Source organism: Bradyrhizobium hipponense, from assembly GCF_008123965.1.
Classification (GTDB): domain Bacteria; phylum Pseudomonadota; class Alphaproteobacteria; order Rhizobiales; family Xanthobacteraceae; genus Bradyrhizobium; species Bradyrhizobium hipponense.
The window spans coordinates 1-23,498 of the sequence record NZ_VSTH01000011.1 but is presented as its reverse complement, the minus strand read 5'-3'; the positions used below and the strand labels follow the sequence as shown (position 1 = coordinate 23,498).

Here is a 23,498-nt window from a genome sequence, read left to right as displayed (position 1 = left end):
CGCGCCTTCGGCGCGCCGCACGCGGCTTTGGGGCTTGACCGCTCAGCGCAGCCGAGCAAGGGGCTGTCCATGCCGCAAATGCAATCTGGTGACGTGACAAAATGACTCAACAGCACCGACACTCTCTACTTGACACCAATAGATCCCATACAAGGGTTTCGGATGCCGGCCCAATGGTTGGTAATTACGGTGACAGTGCTGGACTGCACCCCTTGAATGAGACACGATAATTGCAGTGACAGGCTCATTTTGAGGATGACCTGTGGCAGCGAGAGGAAAAACCCGTCGGTTTCCGACGGCGTACAAGTTGAAGGCGATCAAGCGTGCCGAGGGGGGCGAAGGCGTTCTGCCTGTGGCCCGCAAGCTTGGGATACCTCGCAAGATCCTGCATGACTGGATCAAGGCATGGAAGGCTCACGGGCCCGAGGGCTTGAACCGTAAGCCCGGGCCGAAGCCAGGCCCGCGCAAGCTCAAACCGCTGCAAGCGGAGGAGACGAAGCGCTCTGCGCTTGCTCTGGCGAACGCGCGCATTGCCGAGCTCGAACGGCTGGTGGGCCGCCAGCAGATGGACATCGATTTTTTTCGAAAAGCCTTGCGCGCCTTGGAGCGGCCGGCAGCGCAAGGCAAAACCGCATCCGCATCATCGAAGTCATTGAAGCCATGACGCTGGAAGCATCCGGCTCGCAAGGCGATGTACTGCGCCTGTGCAAGCTCGCAGGGGTGCCGCGCGCGACCTATTACCGGCACCTTGCCCGGCGCGGCGAAGGGGCGGACGAGTGCGAGTTGCAGGACCTGATCCAGCGCATTTGCCTCAAGCACCGCTTCTATGGCGACAGGCGAGTGACCGCAGTCCTTCGGCGGCAGGGCATGGTGGTGAATGCCAAGAAAGTTCAGCGGCTTATGCGCGAGGACAATCTGCTGGCCCAGCGCAAGGCACCGTTCCTGAAGCCACCTGCCGATCGGCCCTCGACCTTTCTCATCGTTCCCAATCTGGTGCGCGGCCTGGCGCCGTCAGCGCCTGATCAAATCTGGGTCGCCGACATCACCTATGTGCACCTCGCCAGGGCTTTTGCCTATCTCGCCGTCATTCTCGACGCCTTCTCGCGCAAGGCCGTCGGATGGGCCTTTGAGAACACGCTTGATGCCTCGCTCGCCATTGCGGCGCTGGAGACGGCCCTCGATGCCCGGAAGCCGCAACCCGGCAGCCTTATCCATCACTCCGATCGCGGCGTGCAAGGCGCCTCCATCGCTTATCGCCAGAGGCTCGCCGAACACGACATCACAATCAGCATGAGCAGGCCTGGCAATCCCTTCGACAACGCCAAGGCCGAAAGCTTCATGAAGACGCTGAAGACGGAGGAGATCAACAGCAGCGCCTTCGCCGACATCAAAGACGCCCGTCGCCGCATCGACGGTTTCATCGCAGAGGTCTACAACAAAGACCGCCTGCACTCGGTGCTCGGATACCAATCGCCTCTTGAGTTCGAAACCGCGTTCGCGCAAAACAACACACGATAACGCATCGTGGCAACCGCGCTGTCACTGCAATTATCGTGTCTCATTCAAGGGGTGCAGTCCAGCACTGTCACCGTAATTCGTGTCACCGTAATTCGAGGTATAAATGGCACCGCCGGGCCCTGATACAGTGGCACGCCCAACTTGCGGACTAGTTTCGCAAATGGCCCGTTTGAGACACGCTGACCGGCTCGGATATTGTCCGCTCACGGGGTTAAACCGGAGGGTACCCGCGAGCGCTTAGAACGACGCGAATGACCCAACTGGGACATCCGCCCCATTCGATTACCGGGCTAACGGACTTGCCGCTCGCCGAAGTTCTTGAATAGCTCTCGCAAGGTTGCGGTCGTCCGGCATGATGGCAGCCAGTTGCTCGGCAAAACCGAGCGCGGCGGTCGTATCTCCTGCCTGACGGCTGAACGAAATGAGCGCTGAGAGGATTTCCCGATTGCCGGGATGCTTCGCCAGGGCGGGCTTGAGCACCATCATGGCTTCATCGCGCCGGCCCCCCGAATGCAGCGCGACAGCGTAAACATACGCATATGCCGAACTATCAGGCTCGAGCTCGGTCGCCTTGCGAAATTCGGCGAGAGCCTCGTCCGAGCGCTTAAGTCTGGTCAATACCAGCCCAAGTGCATGGTGTAGTTCCGCGCGGCGCGGGTCTACGGCAAGCGCGTCGCGAAGGATAGCTTCGCCATCGCCGTCGCGACCGGCCTGCCGATAGAGGTCGGCCAGATTGACGGCGGCCGGCGCGTATTGCGGGCTCAGCCGCAGCGCGGCCTTGTACTCGTATTCGGCATCTGTGGTCTGTCCGCGCTGCGCGAGGAAATTGGCCAGCGCCGTGCACGCCTCCGGCCGGTCGGCGTTGAGGCGCTGGGCGGCCACAAACTCCTCCGCTGCCGCCTCGAAGCGCTCGCGATCCGCAATAGGCCTGTCAGCCATTGAGATGGGTGCGAGCAGCGATACCGCCCGGATACGGACGCCGCGCACCGGATCGGAGAGAAGCGGCGATGCCAACGGCCAGAGCTGGCTGACCGGCAGGCCGTCCAGCATGTCGAGGGCGCCGATCCGCACCATCGGATCGGGGTCGGCGAGCGCTGTCTGGGCGAGCGCGAAATTTTGCGGCGAGACGCGAGAGGCAAGGTCTGACAGCGCGCTCGCGCGGGCGACGCCCGGCGCATCCTTGTCCGCCGCAACCACGGCAAGCAGTGCGGCAGCATCCTTTGCCTCGTTGCGCGCGGCATGGAACGCCGCCGCATAGGTCTGGAAGCCCCCGCGCCTGGGACCGAACCATTGTTCGATCGAAGCGGCCGCCCATTCCGGCGACCTGTCGCCATGGCAGCCATTACACGCGTTCGGGACGCCAAACGCGCCGGTGAGATCCGGCCGCGGGATCCTGAAGGAGTGATCGTGCCTGACATCCACGACCATGTAGCTGCGCGCCTGCATGTGGCACGACATGCACGACAGCGGCGAATTGACATCTGCGTGATGGCGATGCTTGGCGATGGCGTATTTGTCGGCCGCATGACATTGCAGGCAAACCCCATCTCCCGAGGCGCGAAGTTTCGCGCTGTGGGGGTCGTGGCAGTCGCTACAGGTGACGCCTGCGGCAAACATCTTGCTCTGCTTGAACGGCGTATAATTATAGGGCTCTTCCACATCGCGGGTCTGGCCGTCGGCGTGGTAGGTCGTCGCTGCAAGCGCTTCCACCAGATGCGTCTGCGACAGCCATTGGCCGGGTGTCCAATTCTCGTCGAAGCCGGCGCGACGCGCGTGGCACAATCCGCAGGTCTCCACCTCCTTGCGAAGCATCGCGGGTGCGGCCGAACGCCGTGCCGATCCGGTTTCCGGATCGATCGGCCAGGTCACGCCGTGGCGCTCGTCGAAACGGGCCGGCAGTCCGCGGCTTGGGTCCGCGCTTTTGCCGAACGGCCACCAGCTCTCCTGCCGGCGTGCCCAGGCGACGTGCCGCGAACCCTGTCCATGACAGGCCTCGCAACCTACGCTGATCTCCGCAGAGGTCGTCGCGAAGTGGTCCGCTTTGGCGTCGTAGTTCTTGTGCACGCCGGTCGAGTGGCACTCCGCGCACATGAAATTCCAGTTCTGGTTTGGCCTGGTCCAGTGCAGGACATCGTCGTGCTTGATCTGCTCGTTTGGATAGAGATGGGTCCAGCGCTGGCCACCCTCGGCTTGCGGCCGGCTGTCCCAGGCCAACGACAGCGCCTGGATGCGGCCATCGGAGAATTCAACGAGGTATTGCTGCAGCGGATCGACGCCGAACGTGTACTTGACCTCGAACGACGCGAGCTTGCCGTCCGGCCCGTCGGTCTCGACCAGAAACTTCCCGTCCTTGCGGAAGAAGCGGGAATGCACGCCGTAGTAATCGAAGCTTGCGTCGTCGAAGTTGCCGAGCAGCGTCCGGTCGGCCGCATGCTGCATCGCGGCCTTGTGCTGCGATGCGCTCCATGATTTCGCTTCCGCCTGATGGCAGCCCGAACAGGCCTGGCTGCCGACGAAGGTTGCGGCCGCCGGACCCTGTGCCTGAAGCTTGCTGCTGTTGCGCTGTTGCACGCCAAAACCGGCGGCGGCGACAATCACGGCTGCGATCGCTCCGGCTACCCAGAACCAGCTTTGCCGCAGGCCGAATTCCGATCGTCGAGGAGCGATTGGCGGCGATGATTCGGCCTGCGGGGGCGTTCCGGCGGCCAGCTTCCGTGATCTATCGCGGTCACCGTATTTTCGTCGCTTGCGTGCCAACAGCTTAGCCCTCCAGCGCTGGGATCGCCAAGTCGGCAGGTTAACGTAGCTATCACTTGCGACGGCCTCGCCGCGCCGCTGTCTGCTCGCTCGATCCCGCTACTTCGTCACCATGTGCCGGGTTGGCGTCATCGTACTGGCCGGCGCTGCCGGTGAGATCGAGAACGTCAGCCAGGTATTCCAGCCGGATGGCCGATTTGCCGCATCGAATTCCCCGTAGGCTTTCACGTTCAGATATCCCTGCATGTCGCCGACCGGGAACAGGTAGTCGAACTGGGGACCCATACCAATGACCCGCGACCGGAAGCTGCCCAGGATCGGATGCTGACCGGAATCGTCGGTGACCTGCTGGTAAACATATCCGACGAGACCCACGAAGGCCTGCTTCGAGAGAAACTTGGATGCGCCCCAGTCGAAATGGAAATCGACGCCGCTTTGATACTGTGTGTCCGGTTTTTGAAATTATACGTGAACCCGGCAACGCCGGAGAATTCCTGTCCCGCCGCGGGATTGAGGTAGGTATATCCGCCGCCACCGTCGATTGCGCCGTGACCGATCCCGATGTTGGCGAGTCGGGTCGGATCATAGGCGCCGACGGGAACATCGCCCGTCGCATAGGTCATCCAATTATGAACGCCGTCGTTCCACTTCAGCGTCACCATCGGATAGAGGTCGCCGACCGATGTCAGCGAATCTGAGATACTGCCAGTTCGAAACGCGCCGAACGGGCCAACGTTCGCCGTCAACGTCCCGTCGACGCCAACGGCATTTCTTCCGAATATACCCGTAACACCCGCGGCCAATTGTCCGCCCAGCACGGGAGTTCCGAACGTATAGGTCGGCGCCAGGATCAGGAGATCCGCGTGTGCATTCAGGCTCGCGTTCAAGCTGACATTGACGGTCGCCGGAATTCTGCCGATCTGGATCTCTCGCGCGGCAGCGACTGCGCCTGAGCCTCCGACAGAGGTGTGATAGTAAACCGTGCCCAAGGACCAGCCGGGTGTCTGGGGCACCGCCGCAAGGCTGCCGAATTGGCCTGGAAGCCAGAACGACACGCCGCTTTCATCTGCGTGAGCGGTCTGAACAGAATCCCCGACCAGTAGGGCGGCGGCCGCACCCAGACGTACCTCTCGCAGCGCGAAGCTGAGCCTCGAGTTCGAGTTGACCGCTACCATCGACGCCTCCCCCGACCACCGATCACCCTATTCAACTCCCCATGCTTGCGACGCACCACGCCAAACATGCTGAGTTCGTCGATCTTTGGCGCTTGACGCATTCATGTCACACATTGTCCGACACGCTGCGCATTGCACAATGAGGTCTCTCGATGAGAATTTGCCCGTTGCCATCTCACTGCGTGCAGTTGCGGACGAACTGTATCCGCTCGAGACGTCCGAGACCTTGCACCTCGGCCTGCTTGCGGCAACCCTCCCGCTTGTCGAGACGCAGCTCGACCTTCTGAAGCAGGTCCAGGCCGATATCGCCCGAGACCTGCGGTGCCGCGGTTTCCGTCGAGGCTTTGCCGCCATCGGTTGACGGGCCATCACCGGCTGCGCGTGCCGCGGCTTCGAGACGCTTGATGTCTTCCGGACTGAGTCTCGGCCGGTCGATGTTCAACGTGATCCTGTTCAGCTTGCCGGTGAAAGTGAACGGCGTGCTGTAATCGTTGTCGTCGACCGGCGTGCCGGTGTCCGATCCGATATCGAGCGCCTCATCCCATTGCAGGATGAAGGGAAGCGTATGCTCCACCTTCTCGGTCGCGACAGCGGTCCCGTCGACCTTCAGTACCCCGGTGCCGCCGGCTCCAACGCCGCTGTAGTTGCCGAACACCATGGTCCCCGGTCCCAGGCCGTCATATTTGAAGTCGAACTCGATCACGTGCTTGCCAGACGTCAGGTCCGGCCCTTCCCAGCGCACCCGCTTGAGGTCGACCAGATTCCAGGTGAACACCGGCTTGTTCTTCAGCACGTAGAAGCCGTAGCCACCGAACCGGCCGCCCTGCGTGATCAGCATGCCCTCGGCGCCGCCTTGCAGAACCTCGACATCGACCTTGAAATTGTAGGAGGCGTTGAGCAGGCTCGGCGCATCGCCGTTCGGTGTGCCGGTGAGCGGCCGCGTCCAGGTGAAGGAGGTGCGGCCGGCACTGAGGCTTGGCCGCGGTGTAACCAACCGCCCTACCACCGACGAATCGAGCGGCAGCACCTGGTATTTCTGCGCTTCCTTCAGGAACAGTTCTTGCAGCTCCTTCAGCTTGGCAGGATTCTTGGCGGCAACGTCTTCATACTGCGTCCAGTCGTTCTTGAGATCGTAAAGCTCCCAAGGATAATCCGCCGGGCTTGGTAGTTTGGCAACCGTGACCCATGGCGGCCGCAGCACCTTGGTGCTGGCGATCCAGCCTTCATTGTAGATCGCGCGATCGGCGAACATCTCGAAGTACTGTGTCTTGTGGGTCGATGGCGCGTTCGCGTTCTTCTTGTCGAAGGTATACATCATGCTGACGCCCTCGATCGGGCTCTGCTTGATTCCATCGACGACTTTCGGCTGCTGGATATGCGCCGCTTCCAGGATGGTCGGCACGACATCGATGACATGATGGAATTGATGGCGGATCCCGCCCTTGTCCGTGATCACCTTCGGCCATGAAATCGCCATGCCCTGGCGGGTGCCGCCGAAATGCGACACGATCTGCTTGGTCCAGGAGAACGGCGTATCGAACGTCCACGCCCAGCCAATCGACATGTGGTTGTAGGTGCGGTCGGTGCCCCAGACGTCATAGAAGTATTTGAGTTGCTCCTCGACCCCGGGATTGGCTCCGTTGAACATCGCCACTTCGTTCGGCGTGCCGTTCGGCTGACCCTCTGCGCTGGTGCCGTTGTCGCCGTTGATATAAATGACGATCGTGTTATCGAGCTTGCCGAGATCGTCGATTGCCTGGATGACGCGGCCGATCTCGTTGTCGGCGTAAGCGACGTAGGCGGCGAAGATTTCGACCTGCCGGATGAACAGCTTCTTTTCGTCCGGGTTGAGCTGGTCCCATTCCTTGATCAGGTCCTTCGGCCACGGCGTCAGCTTGGCATCCTGCGGAATGACGCCAAGTTTCTTTTGGTTGGCGAAGATCGTCTCGCGCAACTTGTTCCAGCCCTGATCGAACAGCTTCATGTCGCTGATCTTCTTGACCCACTCCGGCGTCGGATGGTGCGGCGCATGCGTCGCACCCGGCGCGAACTTGATCAGGAAGGGCTGGTCGGGCGACAGAGCGTTGATGCGGTTGACGTAGTCGATTGCTTCGTCCGCCATCGCCGTCATCAGATTCCAGCCGGGCTTTCCGACGTAGGGATAGATCGGCGTGGTGTTCTGGACGAGGTTGCCCGGCTCCCATTGGTTGGTGTCGCCGCCCATGAAGCCGTAAAAATACTCAAAGCCCATGCCGGTCGGCCACTGATTGAACGGTCCCGCTTGGCTCGCCTGATATTCCGGCGTGTTATGGTTCTTGCCGAACCAGGCGGTATGGTAGCCATTGTCCTTCAGGATGCGGCCGATGGTGGCCTTGTCCTTGGTGATGATGCTGTCATAGCCGGGATAGCCGGTGGCTTGCTCGGCGATCACGCCGTAGCCGACCGAGTGATGGTTGCGACCGGTGATCAGCGCCGCGCGGGTCGGCGAGCACAGCGCGGTGGAGTGGAAATTGGTGTAGCGCAGGCCGTCGCGCGCAATCCGGTCGAGTGCCGGCGTGGGAATGACGCCGCCGAATGTACTCGGCACGCCATAGCCGGAATCGTCGGTGATGATCAAAAGCACGTTCGGTGCACCCTTCGGGGGGACGATGCGCGCGGGCCAGTACGGTTTTGATTTCGTCGCGTCGCGCTCGATCTTGCCGCCGAATTTCTCCGGCGGCGCGGGCAGTTGATCGCCGGGAATTGTCGTGGTGGCACTTGGCGAGCCCGGAACGCCGTTGATCTGCTGAGCGCCCGCCGAAATCGAAGTAAGAAATGTTGCGCATAAGGCGCCAAGAATTGTCTTTGCTTTCATCATGATGCCTTGTCCAATCCGATCGAAACAAGTTGCTCGACGATGAGCTTGCAGTATTCGGCATGCGGAAAATCTAGGCGCGACAAAAATAGAACCAAGACGCATTCTCCCGTCGGACCTGGAGCTGTGTCTTGATTTAGGTCAAAGCCTTCCTGGAAGGCGCTCGCGCGATATTTTGTCGACCGCCCGCCGGATGTGACATGTCGTCTTGCCCGACAAGTCATTGAATGCGGGCGGAATCTCAGCTTGTGGCAGTGCACCCTGTTGATAACACGTGCGACCTGGAACGTCCGTCGGTTACAATGCGAGGTCTATCCAATGATGCGCCTGATTGTATTTGTTTGTGCCCTTGAAGCTGCGCTGACGACGGCAGCATTTTCCAAGACCATCCAAACGAAGACCACGGTCGCGCAAGATACGCGCCATGTCAAATCGCCCGCGGCGACCGCGAATACGGCCGGGCCTTTGCGACAGGACCTGTTCGATCGGCTTAACCCAAGAAATTTGCGTTCTGATTGGCCGGCTCCGCCGGCTCAACCGGGCCAGTTCTGAAGGGAACGCATCGCGAAGGTGCGATGACCTCCGTTCAACGGCGCCTTTGACAGATTGTCCGTCTTGAAATGTGGCTGTGCCGACAACTATTGAGGAGCAGCCAATTCACCGTCGTTTCCAGGACTGCTTGATCTGAATCAATGTAGTCTCGCTCGGAGGTGTCTCGGTTCTTCGCTTCGGTGAGATCTCCTTGGGAGTTTTTTACATGAAGGTAGCGCTGTTATCATTGGCGATGATGGGCGGCCAATTCACGATTCCCGTCAGCGATCGCGTCCCCGATCTCAATGTCGAGGCGACGTGCAAGGCAACCGTAGCCACTGATAAGGAGATGGGCCTGGATCTGCCGCAGAGCTACGAGGATTGCATGCGTGACGAAAATAACGCGCTGCAACAGCTCAATATTCTGTGGCTCCAAAATTCCGACACTCTTCGAAGCCAATGCGAAGGCGAGGCGACGGCTGGCGGCAGTGACAGCTATGTCGACCTGCTGACCTGCATGCAAATGGCAGATTGGGCGAAATCGCCGCCCTCCGCTCCAAAATTGCGCGGAGCGAGCAAGAACCGAAGCAAGCTGTAAGAGGCGGCCGAGGAGCATTTGCGGTCCGTACCTATTATTCGAAGCGGCCCTGCTAATTCATTTTTTAAGCGCGTCGGCCCTTTCTCAGATGACGGAAGACTTGCGTCATGAAAATCATTTGCCGCCTGCTCGCAGGCGCGGGTCTTCTTGTCATTTGCGCCCGGCGTCGAACGTGATGGATCGGCCAGGTCGGCCGGCATCTTCGGCAAGGTCGCTGCGCCTGGAAGTATGTGCATGTCCGAGTCTGGGCCCATAGCCCACCTGCGCAATATTCTTCGTCGAAGACCCGCAGCTGACCCCCGAACAGACAAGATGCAAGCGAAGCTGATCAGGCTCCTGCCTGCAGCCACGTCGAGAAGGCTCGGAATTACGGTGACAGCACTGGACTGCACCCCTCAAGTGAGACACGATAATCTCGGTGACAGGGCATTTTCCGAGGATGACCTGTGGCAGCAAGAGGGAAGAACCGTCAGTTTCCGACGGCTTACAAACTGAAGGCGATCAAGCGTGTCGAGCGCGGCGAAGGCGTTCTGCCTTTGGCGCGCGAGCTTGGGATATCGCGTAAGATATTGCACGACTGGATCAAGGCCTGGAAGGCGCAAGGGCCGGAGGGATTGAACCGCAAGCCAGGACCGAAGCCTGGCCCCCGGAAGCTCAAAGCTCCGGCAACCTATGACGACAAGCGGTCTGCACTGGCGCGAGCGAATGCCCGCTTCGCCGAACTCGAACGGCTGGTCGGCCGCCAGCAGATGGATCTTGATTTTTTTCGGCAAGCCTTGCGCGCACTGGAGCGGCCGGTGGCGCAAGGCAAACCCGCATCCGCATCATCGAAGTCATCCAAGCCATGACATCGGAGGCAACGGATTCCAATGCCGACGTGCAACGGCTCTGTGGCCTGGCCGGTCTGCCACGCGCGACCTATTACCGGCACCTCAACAGACGCAGTCGTGAGACGGCCGACTGCGAGCTGCGCGACCAGCTGCAACGCATTTGCCTCAAGCATCCGTTCTACGGCTACCGGTGACCGCCACCATCCGGCGCAAGGGCATGGTCGTTAATGCCAAGAAGGTGCTCAGGCTCATGCGCGAGGATAATCTTCTCGCACAGCGCAAGGCGCCATTCCTGAAGCCGCCGGCAGAGCGATCAAGGAACATTGTCGTCGTCCCGAATCTCGTGCGCGGCCTGGTGCCGTCCGCCCCTGATCAGATCTGGGCCGCGGACATCACCTACGTCCATCTCGCCAGGACCTTCGCCTATCTCGCGGTCATCCTCGACGCCTTCTCGCGCAAGGCGGTTGGCTGGGCCTTCGAGAACACGCTCGATGCCTCACTCGCGATCGCGGCATTGGACCGGGCAATCGAGGCCCGCAAGCCGCAACGCGGCAGCCTGATCCACCACTCCGATCGCGGCGCCCAATACGCCTCCATCGCTTATCGCCAGAGGCTCGCCGAACACGACATCACAATCAGCATGAGCAGGCCTGGCAATCCCTTCGACAACGCCAAGGCCGAAAGCTTCATGAAGACGCTGAAGATGGAGGAGATCAACGGCAGCGCCTTCGCCGACATCAAAGACGCCCGTCGCCGCATCGACGGTTTCATCGCAGAGGTCTACAACAAAGACCGCCTGCACTCGGCGCTCGGATACCAATCGCCTCTTGAGTTCGAAACCGCGTTCGCGCAAAACAACACACGATAACGCATCGTGGCAACCGCGCTGTCACTGCAATTATCGTGTCTCATTCAAGGGGTGCAGTCCAGCACTGTCACCGTAATTTGTAATTTTACAGGGCTTGATCGTAGGCCTGCAGGATCCGGACAAAATCAGCCATGCTGGATCGATCTCGGTTTTCAGCCAGAGCCGCAACCTGAGTATTGAAGGCGGGTTGGCTTCCCTGCCAGAACCGCATCAGGAGATCGGCGATGTTTCTCATGGCGTACTCTCCGCAGCCAACTGTGGCAGTAGACACCTTGAGCGGCAAAGCGCCGCTAGATCGTGAGAAAGGCCGGCGGGCGTTACGCCGCCGACCTTGTCCTGCAACTGCCGGCTCGCAGGGCCGGTTCCGTTGCGTTGTATCCGGATTTATAGGTAGCACCGAGCACTTGGTTAAGTCCATTGCGCGCCGGTATGAAGTGATCATACTTAGGTAGGCTTGGACTCGTGAATTGGGATCAGTCGACCAAGTGTTTAATGACGTCAAGGTTGGCGGCTTCCTTTGATGCGTGCGACAAGCAATGGCTGCACGTTTTCACCGCCTGCCATGAGTGGGTTCGATGGCTCGAACTGCTCCCGCAGTTCTCGCTTACGGACAAGCAGGCGCGCGTCGAGAAACGCATCCTTCAGGCTTACGGCTCGCCGGAGCGCGACGTTAAAGAAAGCATCACCGAAATAGGTCCACTTCGCCTTATCCTGACAGCCGAACGACGGATGATTGGCATCGGCCGCGGTGATGACCAGCACATCGGGGTTCGCGAGACGTGGGATGAAGACCCCGGAATAGCAAGCCGAGATGACCACCACCTTGTGTCGCACACCAGTCTTCGCGAGTATGCCAGCGAGACGAGACGGCGTCAGCGTTTGCGTGAGCCGCCCCGCCTTGATTGCAAGGCCGTCGGGAGAGCCATGGGAGGTGAGAATCAGAAAGAGAATATCTTTCTCGGCATCCAGGCGGTTGGCTGCAACCTGCAACGACCTGGTCAGGGCTTCGATCGTTGCACTTCCGCCTTCCTTCGAATTGTATTGTACGTCGATCGCGCCAGTCTCGAAACGGCCCGCTACGACCTGAGCTGCGCCAGTTGCCTCCGCTCTAAACACGCCTTGATCGCCGAAAAGGCCAAAGGATACCACGCCAACCTTTCGAGCATCCTCAATAGCGCGCACCGACGAAACCACCGGCCCGACGATCAAAATTAAAGCGACGAGCGGTGCGCAGAGCCGCCTGATCCAAGACTGAGAGGTCATGCAAAACCTCGTTTCGAGATCGCCGCCATAGAATTGCGGCTCAATACAAAATAGCGGAGATACGGTGAATTTCCATCAATCGGAACCGTATCTCTCGAGCCACGCTCACGCTTCTATGCGATGTTTGAGAGCATGCAATTCGTCCTGGAGAGCGATCTCTACGTCAGCAAGCCTGACGGAGTCGCGTCCATGTGCGCGATAGCTTCCGATCGGGCAATCCTCTGAAAGTTCTGCCGGTCATTAACCTCAAGACGGCGAGTTCGCCCGGGAAGTCTCGGCATCGCTTCTCGGCCCGGGCGAACGACTGACTGCGCCAGGCTTGTGATTCGGCTCATAGCTCATTTCAGACCTTGCGATGGCTGCTAAAGAGGTCAGCTCACCGGGGTTGACCGGAAGTAATCGCGGGAAGGATGCACCGGCGCGATTGACCCATTGCGGAACAGGGTGATGCCGGATCGAAATGGTGGAGCGACGGCCGGTTTTGCTTCACAAGCGGCACAGTGCAGCCGATCATCTGCCCGCTATGGCTTACTGACTCCGAGAGGCTGCATGGGTCAGTGAAACTTCTCGCCACGATCCAGTTTCGCAACAATTTGCGCGATCCGTCTGTCGCGCGTCTCGGGCTTCTTCGCTGTATGAAGGCGATAGTAGATTGAATAGAGATTTCTGCGATCGAGCATCGCGAAGAACGCTTTCGCCGCGGGCATGTCCTCCAAGGCGTCGAGAAAGTCTTGCGGGATAGTCATGTCCGCTGAGCCCGAGTACGCGGTGTCCCATCGTCCATCCGACTTGGCCGCTTCGACCTGAGCCAATCCAGCGGGAAGCATCCGCCCTTCGGCGATCAGAGTTGTTGCATGACGGCAGTTCTTGGCCGACCAATTGGAATTCACCTTTCTCGGGGTAAGTCGTTGCAAGTACGACATGTCGTCGAAAGGTTTCATCTGGCCATCGATCCAACCGACGCGGATGGACTCAATAACGCATTCGTTCCACGTCACCGACGGCACGCCCGTGTCCGATTTGAAGATCCGCACCCAGAGTTCGGTCGCAGCGCCATGGTGCTTCTCAAGCCAGTCCCCTAGCTTGGATGCGTTCTTAAATGCCAACGGGGCTTGCTGCTTTTTGCGAACCATAGGCAACTCTACCACGTAGGCAGCAAAGCCTCCATCTGCGGACAACAAGCCCCGTGGCAAGCTCTCTTCGCTGAGGTCTGTTGTTGGCCCTTAACAGGCCTGCGGAGCATTCTTGTCGAAGACCGCAGCTGATTCCCGAGCCGAAATTTCGAAGATGCAAGCGAAGCTGATCAGGCTCCTGCCTGCAGCCAAGCCGAGAAGGCTCGGATGGTCCTCGCGCGCGGATGGCTTGGCCTGCTGACCACATGGAAGCTGTAGCCAGGCAGGCTCAGCTTGAACGCTTTCACGAGCGTGCCGGCGGCGAGGTCGCGTGCCACGAGCACATCACTGAAAATCCCGACTCCCTGCCCGGCGATCACCGCTTCGATGGCGTGCAGCTCCTCCCGGAAACTCAGGTGCTGCATGTCCTTGAACTGGGGCACCTCGCGCCACCTGCGCTGAGCCGCGGCAAGCCAGCTCTGCCATGTGGGCGGCTCACGATCGGCCGGCGACCAGTAGGAGTGGATCAGAACGTGGTTTGTGAGGTCGGCTGGTCTTTTCAGGCGTCCCGTCGAAAGCAAGCGCGGATTACAGACGGGCCAGAATGTATCGCTGAAGAGATCATCGACGATGCCGTCGGTCGGACGGACTCGGCTGGTCGCATAACGGATGGCGACATCGCCATCTCCGGCCTGCAGATCGAGCACCGAGTCGGTGCCGATGACGTCGAGCGGCACGTCGGGATGCAGCTTTCGCCACGCGGGCAGGCGGGGCACGAGCCAGCGGCTGGCGAAAGCATTGGTCGTGGTCACCCGCAGAGACTGCTGCTCGCCTTCCTGTTTGACGGCCGCGATTGCAGCGCCAAACACCTCAAGCCCGCCGCGGATGGCGGGGAACAGCCGCGCTCCTGCGTCGGTGAGCGAAAGCGGCCGTGGTCTGCGGCGGAACAGGGCGCGACCACAATACTGCTCGAGCAACCCGATCTGATGGCTGATCGCCGTTGGCGTCACGCCGAGCTCTGCCGCGGCCTTCTTGAAACTCAGATGGCGGGCGGCAGCTTCAAAGGCGCGGAGCTCGATGAGGGGCGGCAGCTTGTGCATGCGGCCAGTCTAGGTGAAATCAATTCATCGTCACCTGAATTCTTCGGATTTGCTCCGAGACTGCGCAGGACTGAGGATATCGCGGGTTGAACCGGGGAGACCGTGTCATGTCGTCCATCGCATCTGTCGCCAGCGCTGCCGCCGATCTCAGCGCCTCCTTCGCAGGACAACTTCTCAAACCAGCCGACGAGGGCTACGAGGAGGCTAGACGGGTCCACAACGGGCTGGTCGACAAGCGACCGGCATTGATTGCCAGATGCCGCAGCGTGGCCGACGTCGTCGATGCCGTCGCTCTTGCGACCAAGCTCGGCCTCGAGGTCGCGGTTCGTGGCGGCGGCCATAATGTGGCAGGACGCGCGACCATCGACGGCGGGATCATGATCGACCTCTCGCCAATGAAGGGCATCCACGTCGATGCTGTCGGCAAGACCGTACGGGCGCAGGGCGGGGCCACCTGGGGCGAGGTCAATCGCGAGACGCAGCTTCACGGTCTTGCGGTCACCGGCGGCGTGGTCTCGACCACGGGGATCGCCGGGCTGACTCTGGGCGGAGGACTGGGCTGGTTGATGGGCAAGTACGGCCTGGCACTGGACAATTTGCGGGCTGTCGAACTCGTCACTGCCGATGGCAAGGTGTTGCGGGCCAGCAAGCAGGAGGAGCCCGATCTGTTTTGGGCCGTCCGCGGCGGCGGCGGAAACTTCGGGATCGCCACCAGTCTCGAATATGACCTCCACTTGGTCGGACCGATCGTCACGGGCGGTCCAATCATCTACCCCATAGACCGCTCCCGTGACATGCTCGAATTCTTCCGGGCCAGCACGCAAACGCTGCCGGACGAGCACACGCTGTTTGCAACCCTGACCCACGCGCCCGACGGGTCCGGCACAGAGGTAGCCGCCCTGGTCACCTGCCATTGCGGTACGGCCGCCGACGCAGAACAGGCCATGCGGCCGCTGAAGCAGTTCGGCGCTCCGCTCATGGACGCAGTCGGGCCGATACCCTATTGCCAGCTCAACAGCATGCTCGACGCCAACTACCCGAAAGGCGCCCTCAACTATTGGAAATCGAACTTTCTCACGGAGTTGAGTGACGCCGCTATTGCGACCATGATCGAATGTTTTGCGCGCTGCCCGACCCCGATGGGGCAGCTGCTCCTTGAGCACGTCCACGGCGCCGCGACCCGTGTTGATGCGGGAGATACGGCATTTCCGCACCGGCAAGAGGGTTACAACTTCCTGATACTTGCGCAATGGATGCAGCCAAGCGACACGAGCCGCTGCATCGCCTGGGCGCGTGAAACCTATCAAAGCATGCAGCCCTTCTTCGCCGCCGGCCGCTACGTCAATTATCTCGACGATGACGAGACGGCCGATTCCGTCGCTGCTGCGTATGGACCCAACTACCGGCGTCTGCAGCGGATCAAGGCGAAATACGATCCGAAGAACTTCTTCCGCATGAACCAGAACATCAGGCCGCTGGGTTGATCGCCAAAGTGATTTTTTTGGTCCTCTTGTCCTGATTCAGGATGTGACCGGAGGGGGCCGGCGTGCTGATTCCTGAGGAGGACTTGAAAATGGCCGTCGTATTCCGACCCGCGCGCATCGACGACTTGACGCGGGCCGATGAGATCGTCGTCGCCAGCATCAATGAACTCACTGAACGGCGGGGCTTCGGAACGATGGCATCCGCTCATCCTCCGAACTTTCAAGCCTTTTCGCTAAGCGACGATACCGAGGGTCTCTGGGTCGCCGATGACGACGGAGAAATTGTCGGCTTCGCCTGGAGTTGGGTTTGTGGCGAGCTTTGGTTCTTGGCTCAGCTGTTCGTGGCGCCCGACCGCCAGAGCGACGGCATTGGCAATCAGCTTATCCGCAAGGCGTTCGCTCATGCACAAATGCGCGGAGCATCCATTCAAGCGCTGATTACCTTCACGTTCAACAACGTGTCTCAGGGCCTCTACATCCGCCACGGACTATTCCCGCGCTTTCCGATCTACATGGTCAGCGCTCCTCGTGACCGCCTGGCGTCGCGGCTGGCTGCGCCGCGGCTCCGTCTTGAATCTCTCACGGCCAAGACAGCCAGGTACGATGAGCTGGCGCTCATCGATGTCAGTGCTCTCGGCGTGCCCAGAGAGAAGCACCATCGATATCTGCTGGGCGACAGCACGACGAGCGGGTTCACCATCCACGACGGCAGCGAGTGCGTCGGGTATGTCTATATGTCCGAAGGACACATCGGCCCGCTTGCGGTCCGCCAGCCAGATCTCGCGAGCCCCGCGTTTGCTGCCGCGTTATCCGTCGCGGCACGGAGCAATTCTCCAAACATTTCGGCTTTCGTCCCGGGCGCGAGCGAGCCAGCGCTGAAGGCGGCGACGGACCACGGGATGCGTCTAACGTTCCCGATGTTGCTGATGTCGAATCGACAATTCGGAACTTGGGCCAGCTACCTCCCGCGCAATCCGGGCTTCATGTAGCTCAATTGCCGGCCTGCATCTGCATAGAGCCCAGCCGGCCGCGCTGCAGCATCGGCATCATGCCCATATCGGGAGCAAGCAGCACGCCGCCCTCAATACCCGATTGCGCTGGAAGCGGATCAATCGCGATCCTTGAGTCCGGCACCGGACAGACGAAATTGAACGGAACGATAAAGAATAGGCATGGGAAGGATGTGAGAGGGCTCACCCATGATCAAGAGGCGGAGGCGTATCAAACACACATCGACGTTCGAGGAACGGTTGGCACAAGAAGCCAGACGATTCAAGGAAGCGGCCGAGAAGGAACTGCCTGGCAGCACGGCCCGCGAGTTGCTCTTGCGGCGGGCGCGCCAAGCCGAAACAGCCTCGCACCTGAGCGAATGGCTCCGCTCGCCGAGCCTGGCCGCACCGAAGTGAACGGGTATCGTGCAAGAATCTTGCGCCGAAGAGGGCGATTGGAGCCTTTTCGCGAGCGGGTTGCTTTTGTGGTAGATCGCATTCCTGCAATTGAACCAACACCAAATCCGGCCACGCCAAGCCAAGCAACATGACTGCAATAAGTGCCATGCCGAGCGTCTGCTGATCGCGCGCTGGCGACCTCGCTAACAGCTCGCACGTCCGCTTTGCGCCGAAAGCCCGCGAGCAACAGCATCTAAAGCGTGAGCAAGCCGGGCGGCGGCTTGCGCACCCGGGAGGCCTGCTCATAGGCGTAGGCCAGACGCAGCAGCTTGTGCTCGCTCCAGGCTCTCCCTGCGAAGGTGACGCCGAGCGGATAGTCGGGCGTGTCCTTGCCGTCGACCCCCGAGACGAAACCTCCAGGCACCATGACGCTGGGATAGCCTGCCTTGGCGGCAATCGCGGCGCCCATGGCACCTGCGAACAGCACCGCGTCGAGCTTGTGCTGTTTCATGTAGGCGTCCATGCCACGCGTCCTGGCGGAGAGCAGGTCCATGGCGCGCGCCGACTTGTACTCGCGCTCGCTCAGATCGCCTCTGGTCAGGTCAGCCGCGAGGAAGTGGTCCTGGCCGAAGCGCAGCGCCTTGCCTGCGTTCGCCTGGTTGAAGGCGACGATGTCGGCGATGGTCTTGATGTTAGTGTTGGTCGCCCAATCCTTCAGATAGAGATTGAGATCGTGCTTCAGCTCGTAGAGGAAGACGACCGGCGGCCTCGCGACCGTGCCTTTGTGGCTGCTCAGGGGATTGCGGTTGAGCACGGCCATGGTTGTGCCCGGCCCACCGATCCAGCCAAGCGTCGGCATGTTCGCGCGCACGATGACGGCGCCGAGATCCTCCAGCACCTTGATCGTTTCGGTCATCAGCTTGGCCCCGTCGGGCGGCAACTTGCCGTAGTAGCAATCGTTCAGCGGATCGGCGGGGTCGCTCGGCACGCCGATGCGCGCGCCCTTCATCGCATCGCGTGCGAGGTCGGCCGTGTAATCGGCCGGCCTACGTTGCCGCTCCGTCGTGGGGTCGAGCGGGTCCTTGGCGGCCAGCACGTTCAGCAGCATCGCCGCGTCGCGCACGGTGCGCGTCATCGGCCCTGCTGTGTCCTGGCTGTGCGCGATCGGCACGATGCCGGCACGGCTGATCAGTCCGACCGTCGGCTTCACGGTGACGAGGCCATTTCGGCTGGCAGGATGCAGCAGCGAGCCCGAGGTCTCGGTCCCGATCGAGGCCGCACACAGGCCGGCGGCCGCAGCGACCGCCGAACCCGAGCTTGAGCCGCCCGGGTCTACGACCGGGATGCCGTGATCGTCGGCCAGCGTCGGCACGTAAGGGTTCTTCACCTGGCCGCCCAGCGACGAATAGCCCGCGGGCATGTCGATCGCGATCATATTGGCGAATTCCGTCAGGTTCGCCTTGCCCAGAATCAGCGCGCCGGCGTCCCGCAACAGCTTGACGATTGTAGCGTCGTCGCTGGCGCGCGCGCCCTCCAGCGCCAACGAGCCCGCCGTCGTCGGCTGCTTGTCGGCAGTCGCGATGTTGTCCTTCAGCAGGATCGGGACGCCGGCCAGCGGCCGCTTGGCCGACGGCCTGGTGTCGTCGAGCTTGGCGGCGATCGTGAGCGCGTCGGGATTGAGCGCACGGACCGAGTTGAGCATGGGCCCGTCGCGGTCGTAAGCCTCAACGCGTGCGAGGTAGCCTTTGGCCAGCGCTGTGGCGGTGATCCCGCCCACGGCCAACGCATCGATGATATCGCTCATCGGCGCGTTCTCGAGCTTCAGCATGGACGGCACCTCAGCGTTGGCGGAAGCCGCGGCAGGGCGAACATCGCGGCGGATTGGCTTCTTCATGAAGTGCCCCGTGGGCGGCCTCCCAGGATTGCGCTACAGACGGTAGAATTAAATCTGGTTGCGCGACAAGCTGATTGCGATCGCGCAGCAGATCCAGGCGCGCGATACGCATTGCGAGGATGTCGGCAAGGCGATTTTGGCGGGGAGCTGAGATCCTTGCGCGTTAGGCCAATTTCGACGTCTCTACGCTGAAGGTGCGCTCCCTCCCCCGCTTGCGGGGGAGGGCTGGGGAGAGGGTGCTTCCGCAATGGGGCAGCTGAAGTTCACACTGAGAACATCCCCGCGAGGATAGAACCCTCACCCGGCGCTCGGGACGATGCTTCGCATCGCCCGGATACGCCGACCTCTCCCGCAAGCGGGAGAGGTGAACCCGCGGGCCGCGGCGTCACGCCACCAGCGCTGCGTCTTCGTCCGCACCGTCGATGCCGCGCTGCGCCGCCAAGAGGCTGATGATCTCGGCATTGGGCCGGGCCTTGCTGAACAGAAAGCCCTGGCCTTCGTCGCAGCCTTCGGCCCGCAGGCAGCTCAGCTCGGCCTCGGTCTCGACGCCCTCGGCGGTGATGGTGACGCCTAAGCCTTTGCCGAGGCTGACGATGGAGCGGATGATCGCCTGCGCCTCGCGGTTGGCACCGAGATCGCGCACGAAGACCTGGTCGATCTTGATCTTGTCGAAGGGGAAGCTGCGCAGATAGCTGAGGCTGGAATAGCCGGTGCCGAAATCGTCCATCGAGATGCGCACGCCGAGCGCGCGCAGCGCGTGCAGCGTCGCCAGCACCTGCGCGCTCTTCTCCAACAGCAGCGTCTCGGTGATCTCGAGCTCGAGCCGGCGCGGCGGCAGGCTGGAATGCTTGAGGGCATCCGTCACCACCGAGAGCAGATTGCCGCTGCGGAACTGCAGCGGCGACAGATTGACGGCAACACGGACATCGTCCGGCCATGTCGCGGCATCAAGGCAGGCGCGGCGCAGCATCAGGCCGCCGAGCGGGTTGATCAGGCCGGTGTCCTCGGCGACCGGAATGAACTCGGCCGGCGAGACCATGCCGCGCTCCGCATGCGGCCAGCGCACCAGCGCCTCGAAACCGGTGACGCGCCCGCTGGAGAGATCGACCAGCGGCTGATAATACGGCCGCAGCACGTCGTTCTGGATCGCGTCGCGCAGCTCGACCTCGATCTTGCGGCGGCTCTGCGCTTTGGCGTCGAGCGCGGCCTCGAAGAACGCGAAGCTGCCGCGGGCGTCCAGCTTGGCGCGCGACAGCGCCATGTCGGCGCTCTTGAGCAGCTTTTCGGAATCTTCACCGTCGCCCGGCGCCATCGCAATGCCGATCGAGGCGTTGATCACCACGGAATGGCCTTCGAGCAGATAGGGATCGGCGATAGCCTCCAGCAGGCGCTTGGCCAACAACACCGCGTCCTCGGGGCGCGCCAGCCCGCTCTGCACGATCGCGAACTCGTCCGAATTGAGCCGCGCCAGCGCGTCGTCCTCGCGCAAGCCCGAGCGCAGCCGTTTGGCGACGCCGCGCAGCAGCTTGTCGCCGATCGCGTGTCCCAGCGTGTCGTTGACCGCCTTGAAATTGTCCAGCCCCAGCATCAGCAGCGCGACCTTGTCGGTGCTGCGGCGGGTATGCGCGAGCATTTCGTCGACCTGCTGACGCAGCAGGTTGCGGTTCGGCAGCCCGGTCAGTCCGTCATGCTGGGCCATGAAGGCGAGCCGCGCCTCGGCGCGCTTGCGCTCGGTGATGTCCATCAGCGCAAGCAACACCGCGGGCCGCTCGGCATAGGTCAGCTCGCGGGAATAGATCGCCAGATCGATCAGCGCGCCGTCGGCCTTGACGTGCTTCCAGGTGCGCCCGGCCTGCTCTTCGCTGGAGCGATCGGTGGTCCAGGGCGGTTCACTGTCGAAGGCCTGCAAGGAGCGGATCGTCAGCTGCTCGAACTCGGCGCGGCTGTAGCCGTAATGCGCGACCGCGGCATCGTTGACGCCGAGAATGCGCTCGTCGTCCAGCGCGCAGACGATCATGGGAACGGGATTGCCGTCGAACAGCAGGCGGAAGGACGCCTCGCGCTGCTTCAATTCGGTGATGTCGACGCGCAGGCCGACCACGCCGCCATCGTCGGTCAGCCGCTCGTCGATCAGGATGACGCGGCCGTCCGCCAGTTTCTGCTCATGGCGCGCGCCGGGCTGATAGAGTTTTTGCAGTCGCTCGGCGATCCACTCGTCCTCGTGGCCGGCGGCCTCGGGATAGTCGCCGCGCGCAACGCCGATGCGCAGCGTGTCTTCGAGCCGCGCGCCTTCCTCGAACAGATCCGCGGTCTTGCTGTAGATCTCCGCGTATTTCTTGTTCCAGAGCACATAGCGGCCGTCGGAATCGAGAAACACGATTCCCTGCGGCAGGATATCGATGGCCTGGCGCAGACGCTCATGCGCCTTATGCGCCTCCGCAATCGCGGCATCCGCCTCCGCGCGGCTCTGCACGAGTTCGTCGATCTGGACGGACGGACGAGACGCGCGCGCGAATCTCGGCTTGCGCCCATGGCCCGCCCGAGCAAGCACGCTGCGCTTTCGCTTTTTTGATGGTCGAAACCCCAAACTCAACTTGATACGCCCCAGTCGCGCCCGCCGGCCGCAGGTCTTTAGAGGTCAAGTCTTGAAGCAAGTGTCTGAAAAAAAGGTAATTTCGATCGATCGAGGATTGGACTCACGGTCCTGTGGCCCACATCAAGCGGCCCTTATTGCCCGTTTGCGAGGCGCGGCAGCGCCAGCCGGCACGCTAAACCTATCCCGTCGTCGCAATCAGCGCCAGGCTTGGCGCAAAATTGCGCGCTCGCTTGAATCCTTTCCGGACTGGCGCGCCAATGCATGCAGACGGGAGAGAACGCGCGTCCCACGCACGAATTTTGGTCAATGCAGGACAGGGTTATCGCAGCGTTAAGAAATCGGCCGGCGCGCGCCAAGACCTGCGACTTTTGGACGATATCCCTGCGGAAAGCCTGCTTCTTAACCCCGACGCGACGTTGGGCTATAAGAACGTCAGCATGAGTCGCCGCCGCATCATCCCTCTGCTGCTTGTTACGGCGCTCCTGACCGCCGGCGCTTCGCTGGCCCAGGACAAGGGCAGCGTCAATCCAAAGGCGCTGCCGCAGCTCGCCAACCCGAACGATCCCAAGCTCGGTGCCAAGGAGCTGTTCGCGCGAAAACTGTTGCCGTCGAAAGGGCCGGCGCACGTCATCGGCTCCTACGTCAAGGGCTGCATCGGCGGCGCCGAGCAAATGCCGCTGAACGGCGACACTTGGCAGGTGATGCGGCTTTCGCGCAATCGCAATTATGGTCATCCCGAGATGATCGCGCTGATCAAGCGGCTCGCCGCCAGGGCGCGCAAGGACGCCGGCTGGCCGGGCATCCTGGTCGGCGACGTCGCCCAGCCGCGCGGCGGGCCTGCGCTGTCCGGCCACGCCAGCCATCAGATCGGCCTCGATGCCGACATCTGGCTGACACCGATGCCGGACCATCGCCTCTCCCGCGAGGAGCGCGAGGAGATGTCGGCGGTGATGATGGTGCGGCAGGACCGGCTCGACATCGATCCAAAGGTGTTCACCCCCGGTCACGTGCTGGTGCTGCGCGACGCCGCGCAAGAGCCGGCGGTGCAACGCATCTTCGTCAATGCCGCGATCAAGAAGGCGCTGTGCCGCGAGGCCAAGGGCGACCGCTCATGGCTGTCGAAGATCCGGCCGTGGTGGGGCCACGACTATCACTTCCACATCCGCATGCACTGCCCGCCAGGTGCCGGCGAATGCGAAGGCCAGCCGTCGCAGTCCGAAGACGAAGGCTGCAAGGAGTCCGATCTCGCCTATTGGTTCTCCGATGCGGTGTTGCACCCGAAGCCGCCGCCGGAGCCGCCAAAGCCGAAGCCGCCGATGACGCTGGCGCAGATGCCGGCGGCATGCAAGGCCGTGCTGCGCGCGGCGGATGTGAGGCCGTAGGGCGCGTGCGTGCGCGCTGATACCGAGCTCTCAACTGTCGTCCCGGCGAAGGCCGGGACCCATACGCCCGGAAGAAGCTGTGGCGTGAACTGGCAACCACGAATCTTCACAAAACTACGATTTGTAGCTATGGGTCCCGGCCTTCGCC

The 23,498-nt window shown here is 61.8% G+C and carries 19 protein-coding genes and 1 pseudogene; 11 read left to right on the top strand and 9 right to left on the bottom strand.

The features are described 5' to 3' along the window. Nucleotides 1-262: 262 nt before the first annotated feature. A complete protein-coding gene (locus FXV83_RS01760; protein WP_148737167.1) occupies nucleotides 263-664 on the top strand; it encodes a transposase in 402 nt (133 codons plus the stop codon). Then, a complete protein-coding gene (locus FXV83_RS01755) occupies nucleotides 661-1,518 on the top strand; it encodes an IS3 family transposase (protein ID WP_148737165.1) in 858 nt (285 codons plus the stop codon). Before FXV83_RS01760 ends, FXV83_RS01755 begins: the two co-directional genes overlap by 4 nt. Nucleotides 1,519-1,800: 282 nt before the next feature. Here FXV83_RS01755 and FXV83_RS01750 read toward each other — a convergent pair whose 3' ends face one another. The 3 genes and pseudogenes from FXV83_RS01750 to FXV83_RS01740 all read right to left on the bottom strand — a co-directional run bounded on the left by FXV83_RS01750 (nucleotide 1,801) and on the right by FXV83_RS01740 (nucleotide 8,304). Then, on the bottom strand, nucleotides 1,801-4,116 hold the full coding sequence (locus FXV83_RS01750) for a tetratricopeptide repeat protein (RefSeq protein ID WP_347341022.1): 2,316 nt from the start codon (nucleotides 4,114-4,116) through the stop codon (nucleotides 1,801-1,803). Nucleotides 4,117-4,374: 258 nt separating this feature from the next. Continuing rightward, nucleotides 4,375-5,450: pseudogene (locus tag FXV83_RS01745) on the bottom strand (SphA family protein). 175 nt (nucleotides 5,451-5,625) lie between these two features. Then, the gene (locus FXV83_RS01740) at nucleotides 5,626-8,304 is read right to left on the bottom strand and encodes an arylsulfatase (RefSeq protein ID WP_187435583.1); all 2,679 of its coding nucleotides are present in this window, start codon (nucleotides 8,302-8,304) and stop codon (nucleotides 5,626-5,628) included. Nucleotides 8,305-8,622: 318 nt separating this feature from the next. Between FXV83_RS01740 and FXV83_RS01735 the strand changes: the two genes are divergently transcribed. The 5 genes from FXV83_RS01735 (at nucleotide 8,623) to FXV83_RS01715 (ending at nucleotide 11,131) form a co-directional block, all read left to right on the top strand. Next, nucleotides 8,623-8,856 (top strand): hypothetical protein, encoded by a 234-nt coding sequence (locus FXV83_RS01735; RefSeq protein ID WP_148737159.1) that lies wholly within the window; start codon nucleotides 8,623-8,625, stop codon nucleotides 8,854-8,856. 205 nt (nucleotides 8,857-9,061) lie between these two features. After that, nucleotides 9,062-9,433, top strand: a complete 372-nt coding sequence (locus tag FXV83_RS01730) for a hypothetical protein (RefSeq protein ID WP_148737157.1) — start codon at nucleotides 9,062-9,064, stop codon at nucleotides 9,431-9,433. A gap of 446 nt (nucleotides 9,434-9,879) precedes the next feature. Further along, a complete protein-coding gene (locus FXV83_RS01725; RefSeq protein ID WP_148737155.1) occupies nucleotides 9,880-10,281 on the top strand; it encodes a helix-turn-helix domain-containing protein in 402 nt (133 codons plus the stop codon). After that, nucleotides 10,278-10,457, top strand: a complete 180-nt coding sequence (locus FXV83_RS01720) for a hypothetical protein (protein WP_148737153.1) — start codon at nucleotides 10,278-10,280, stop codon at nucleotides 10,455-10,457. The genes FXV83_RS01725 and FXV83_RS01720 overlap by 4 nt, the downstream gene beginning before the upstream one ends. Then, nucleotides 10,454-11,131 (top strand): IS3 family transposase, encoded by a 678-nt coding sequence (locus tag FXV83_RS01715; protein WP_148737151.1) that lies wholly within the window; start codon nucleotides 10,454-10,456, stop codon nucleotides 11,129-11,131. The genes FXV83_RS01720 and FXV83_RS01715 overlap by 4 nt, the downstream gene beginning before the upstream one ends. Nucleotides 11,132-11,216: 85 nt before the next feature. Here FXV83_RS01715 and FXV83_RS42350 read toward each other — a convergent pair whose 3' ends face one another. From FXV83_RS42350 to FXV83_RS01700, 4 genes are all read right to left on the bottom strand, one after another. Then, nucleotides 11,217-11,366, bottom strand: a complete 150-nt coding sequence (locus tag FXV83_RS42350) for a hypothetical protein (protein ID WP_187435582.1) — start codon at nucleotides 11,364-11,366, stop codon at nucleotides 11,217-11,219. A gap of 263 nt (nucleotides 11,367-11,629) precedes the next feature. After that, on the bottom strand, nucleotides 11,630-12,394 hold the full coding sequence (locus FXV83_RS01710; protein ID WP_235939280.1) for a C13 family peptidase: 765 nt from the start codon (nucleotides 12,392-12,394) through the stop codon (nucleotides 11,630-11,632). Between the two features lie 554 nt (nucleotides 12,395-12,948). Continuing rightward, nucleotides 12,949-13,527, bottom strand: coding sequence for a YdeI/OmpD-associated family protein (locus tag FXV83_RS01705; RefSeq protein WP_148737149.1), 579 nt, complete (start codon nucleotides 13,525-13,527; stop codon nucleotides 12,949-12,951). Nucleotides 13,528-13,697: 170 nt separating this feature from the next. Then, nucleotides 13,698-14,606, bottom strand: a complete 909-nt coding sequence (locus tag FXV83_RS01700) for a LysR substrate-binding domain-containing protein (RefSeq protein WP_148737147.1) — start codon at nucleotides 14,604-14,606, stop codon at nucleotides 13,698-13,700. Nucleotides 14,607-14,713: 107 nt separating this feature from the next. Between FXV83_RS01700 and FXV83_RS01695 the strand changes: the two genes are divergently transcribed. From FXV83_RS01695 to FXV83_RS01685, 3 genes are all read left to right on the top strand, one after another. After that, nucleotides 14,714-16,090 (top strand): FAD-binding oxidoreductase, encoded by a 1,377-nt coding sequence (locus FXV83_RS01695; protein WP_148737145.1) that lies wholly within the window; start codon nucleotides 14,714-14,716, stop codon nucleotides 16,088-16,090. A gap of 89 nt (nucleotides 16,091-16,179) precedes the next feature. Beyond that, nucleotides 16,180-17,079: a GNAT family N-acetyltransferase gene (locus tag FXV83_RS01690; RefSeq protein ID WP_148737143.1), complete on the top strand. Its 900-nt coding sequence runs from the start codon at nucleotides 16,180-16,182 to the stop codon at nucleotides 17,077-17,079. Nucleotides 17,080-17,289: 210 nt separating this feature from the next. Continuing rightward, a complete protein-coding gene (locus FXV83_RS01685; protein WP_347341021.1) occupies nucleotides 17,290-17,496 on the top strand; it encodes a hypothetical protein in 207 nt (68 codons plus the stop codon). 235 nt (nucleotides 17,497-17,731) lie between these two features. Here FXV83_RS01685 and FXV83_RS01680 read toward each other — a convergent pair whose 3' ends face one another. Together FXV83_RS01680 and FXV83_RS01675 are read right to left on the bottom strand one after the other, a co-directional pair. Then, a complete protein-coding gene (locus FXV83_RS01680) occupies nucleotides 17,732-19,372 on the bottom strand; it encodes an amidase family protein (protein WP_148737141.1) in 1,641 nt (546 codons plus the stop codon). A 385-nt stretch (nucleotides 19,373-19,757) separates the two neighbouring features. Further along, nucleotides 19,758-21,923, bottom strand: coding sequence for an EAL domain-containing protein (locus FXV83_RS01675; protein ID WP_148737139.1), 2,166 nt, complete (start codon nucleotides 21,921-21,923; stop codon nucleotides 19,758-19,760). Between the two features lie 482 nt (nucleotides 21,924-22,405). Between FXV83_RS01675 and mepA the strand changes: the two genes are divergently transcribed. After that, nucleotides 22,406-23,350: a penicillin-insensitive murein endopeptidase gene (mepA, locus tag FXV83_RS01670; RefSeq protein WP_148737137.1), complete on the top strand. Its 945-nt coding sequence runs from the start codon at nucleotides 22,406-22,408 to the stop codon at nucleotides 23,348-23,350. Nucleotides 23,351-23,498 lie beyond the last annotated feature (148 nt).

Coding starts and splice junctions, on each gene's coding strand:
- FXV83_RS01755 (WP_148737165.1), top strand. CDS start 661: ATGACGCTGGAAGCATCCGGCTCGCAAGGCGATGTACTGCGCCTGTGC.
- FXV83_RS01740 (WP_187435583.1), bottom strand. CDS start 8,304: ATGAAAGCAAAGACAATTCTTGGCGCCTTATGCGCAACATTTCTTACT.
- FXV83_RS01735 (WP_148737159.1), top strand. CDS start 8,623: ATGATGCGCCTGATTGTATTTGTTTGTGCCCTTGAAGCTGCGCTGACG.
- FXV83_RS01730 (WP_148737157.1), top strand. CDS start 9,062: ATGAAGGTAGCGCTGTTATCATTGGCGATGATGGGCGGCCAATTCACG.
- FXV83_RS01720 (WP_148737153.1), top strand. CDS start 10,278: ATGACATCGGAGGCAACGGATTCCAATGCCGACGTGCAACGGCTCTGT.
- FXV83_RS42350 (WP_187435582.1), bottom strand. CDS start 11,366: ATGAGAAACATCGCCGATCTCCTGATGCGGTTCTGGCAGGGAAGCCAA.
- FXV83_RS01710 (WP_235939280.1), bottom strand. CDS start 12,394: ATGACCTCTCAGTCTTGGATCAGGCGGCTCTGCGCACCGCTCGTCGCT.
- FXV83_RS01705 (WP_148737149.1), bottom strand. CDS start 13,527: ATGGTTCGCAAAAAGCAGCAAGCCCCGTTGGCATTTAAGAACGCATCC.
- FXV83_RS01700 (WP_148737147.1), bottom strand. CDS start 14,606: ATGCACAAGCTGCCGCCCCTCATCGAGCTCCGCGCCTTTGAAGCTGCC.
- FXV83_RS01695 (WP_148737145.1), top strand. CDS start 14,714: ATGTCGTCCATCGCATCTGTCGCCAGCGCTGCCGCCGATCTCAGCGCC.
- FXV83_RS01690 (WP_148737143.1), top strand. CDS start 16,180: ATGGCCGTCGTATTCCGACCCGCGCGCATCGACGACTTGACGCGGGCC.
- FXV83_RS01685 (WP_347341021.1), top strand. CDS start 17,290: ATGATCAAGAGGCGGAGGCGTATCAAACACACATCGACGTTCGAGGAA.
- FXV83_RS01680 (WP_148737141.1), bottom strand. CDS start 19,372: ATGAAGAAGCCAATCCGCCGCGATGTTCGCCCTGCCGCGGCTTCCGCC.
- mepA (WP_148737137.1), top strand. CDS start 22,406: ATGAGTCGCCGCCGCATCATCCCTCTGCTGCTTGTTACGGCGCTCCTG.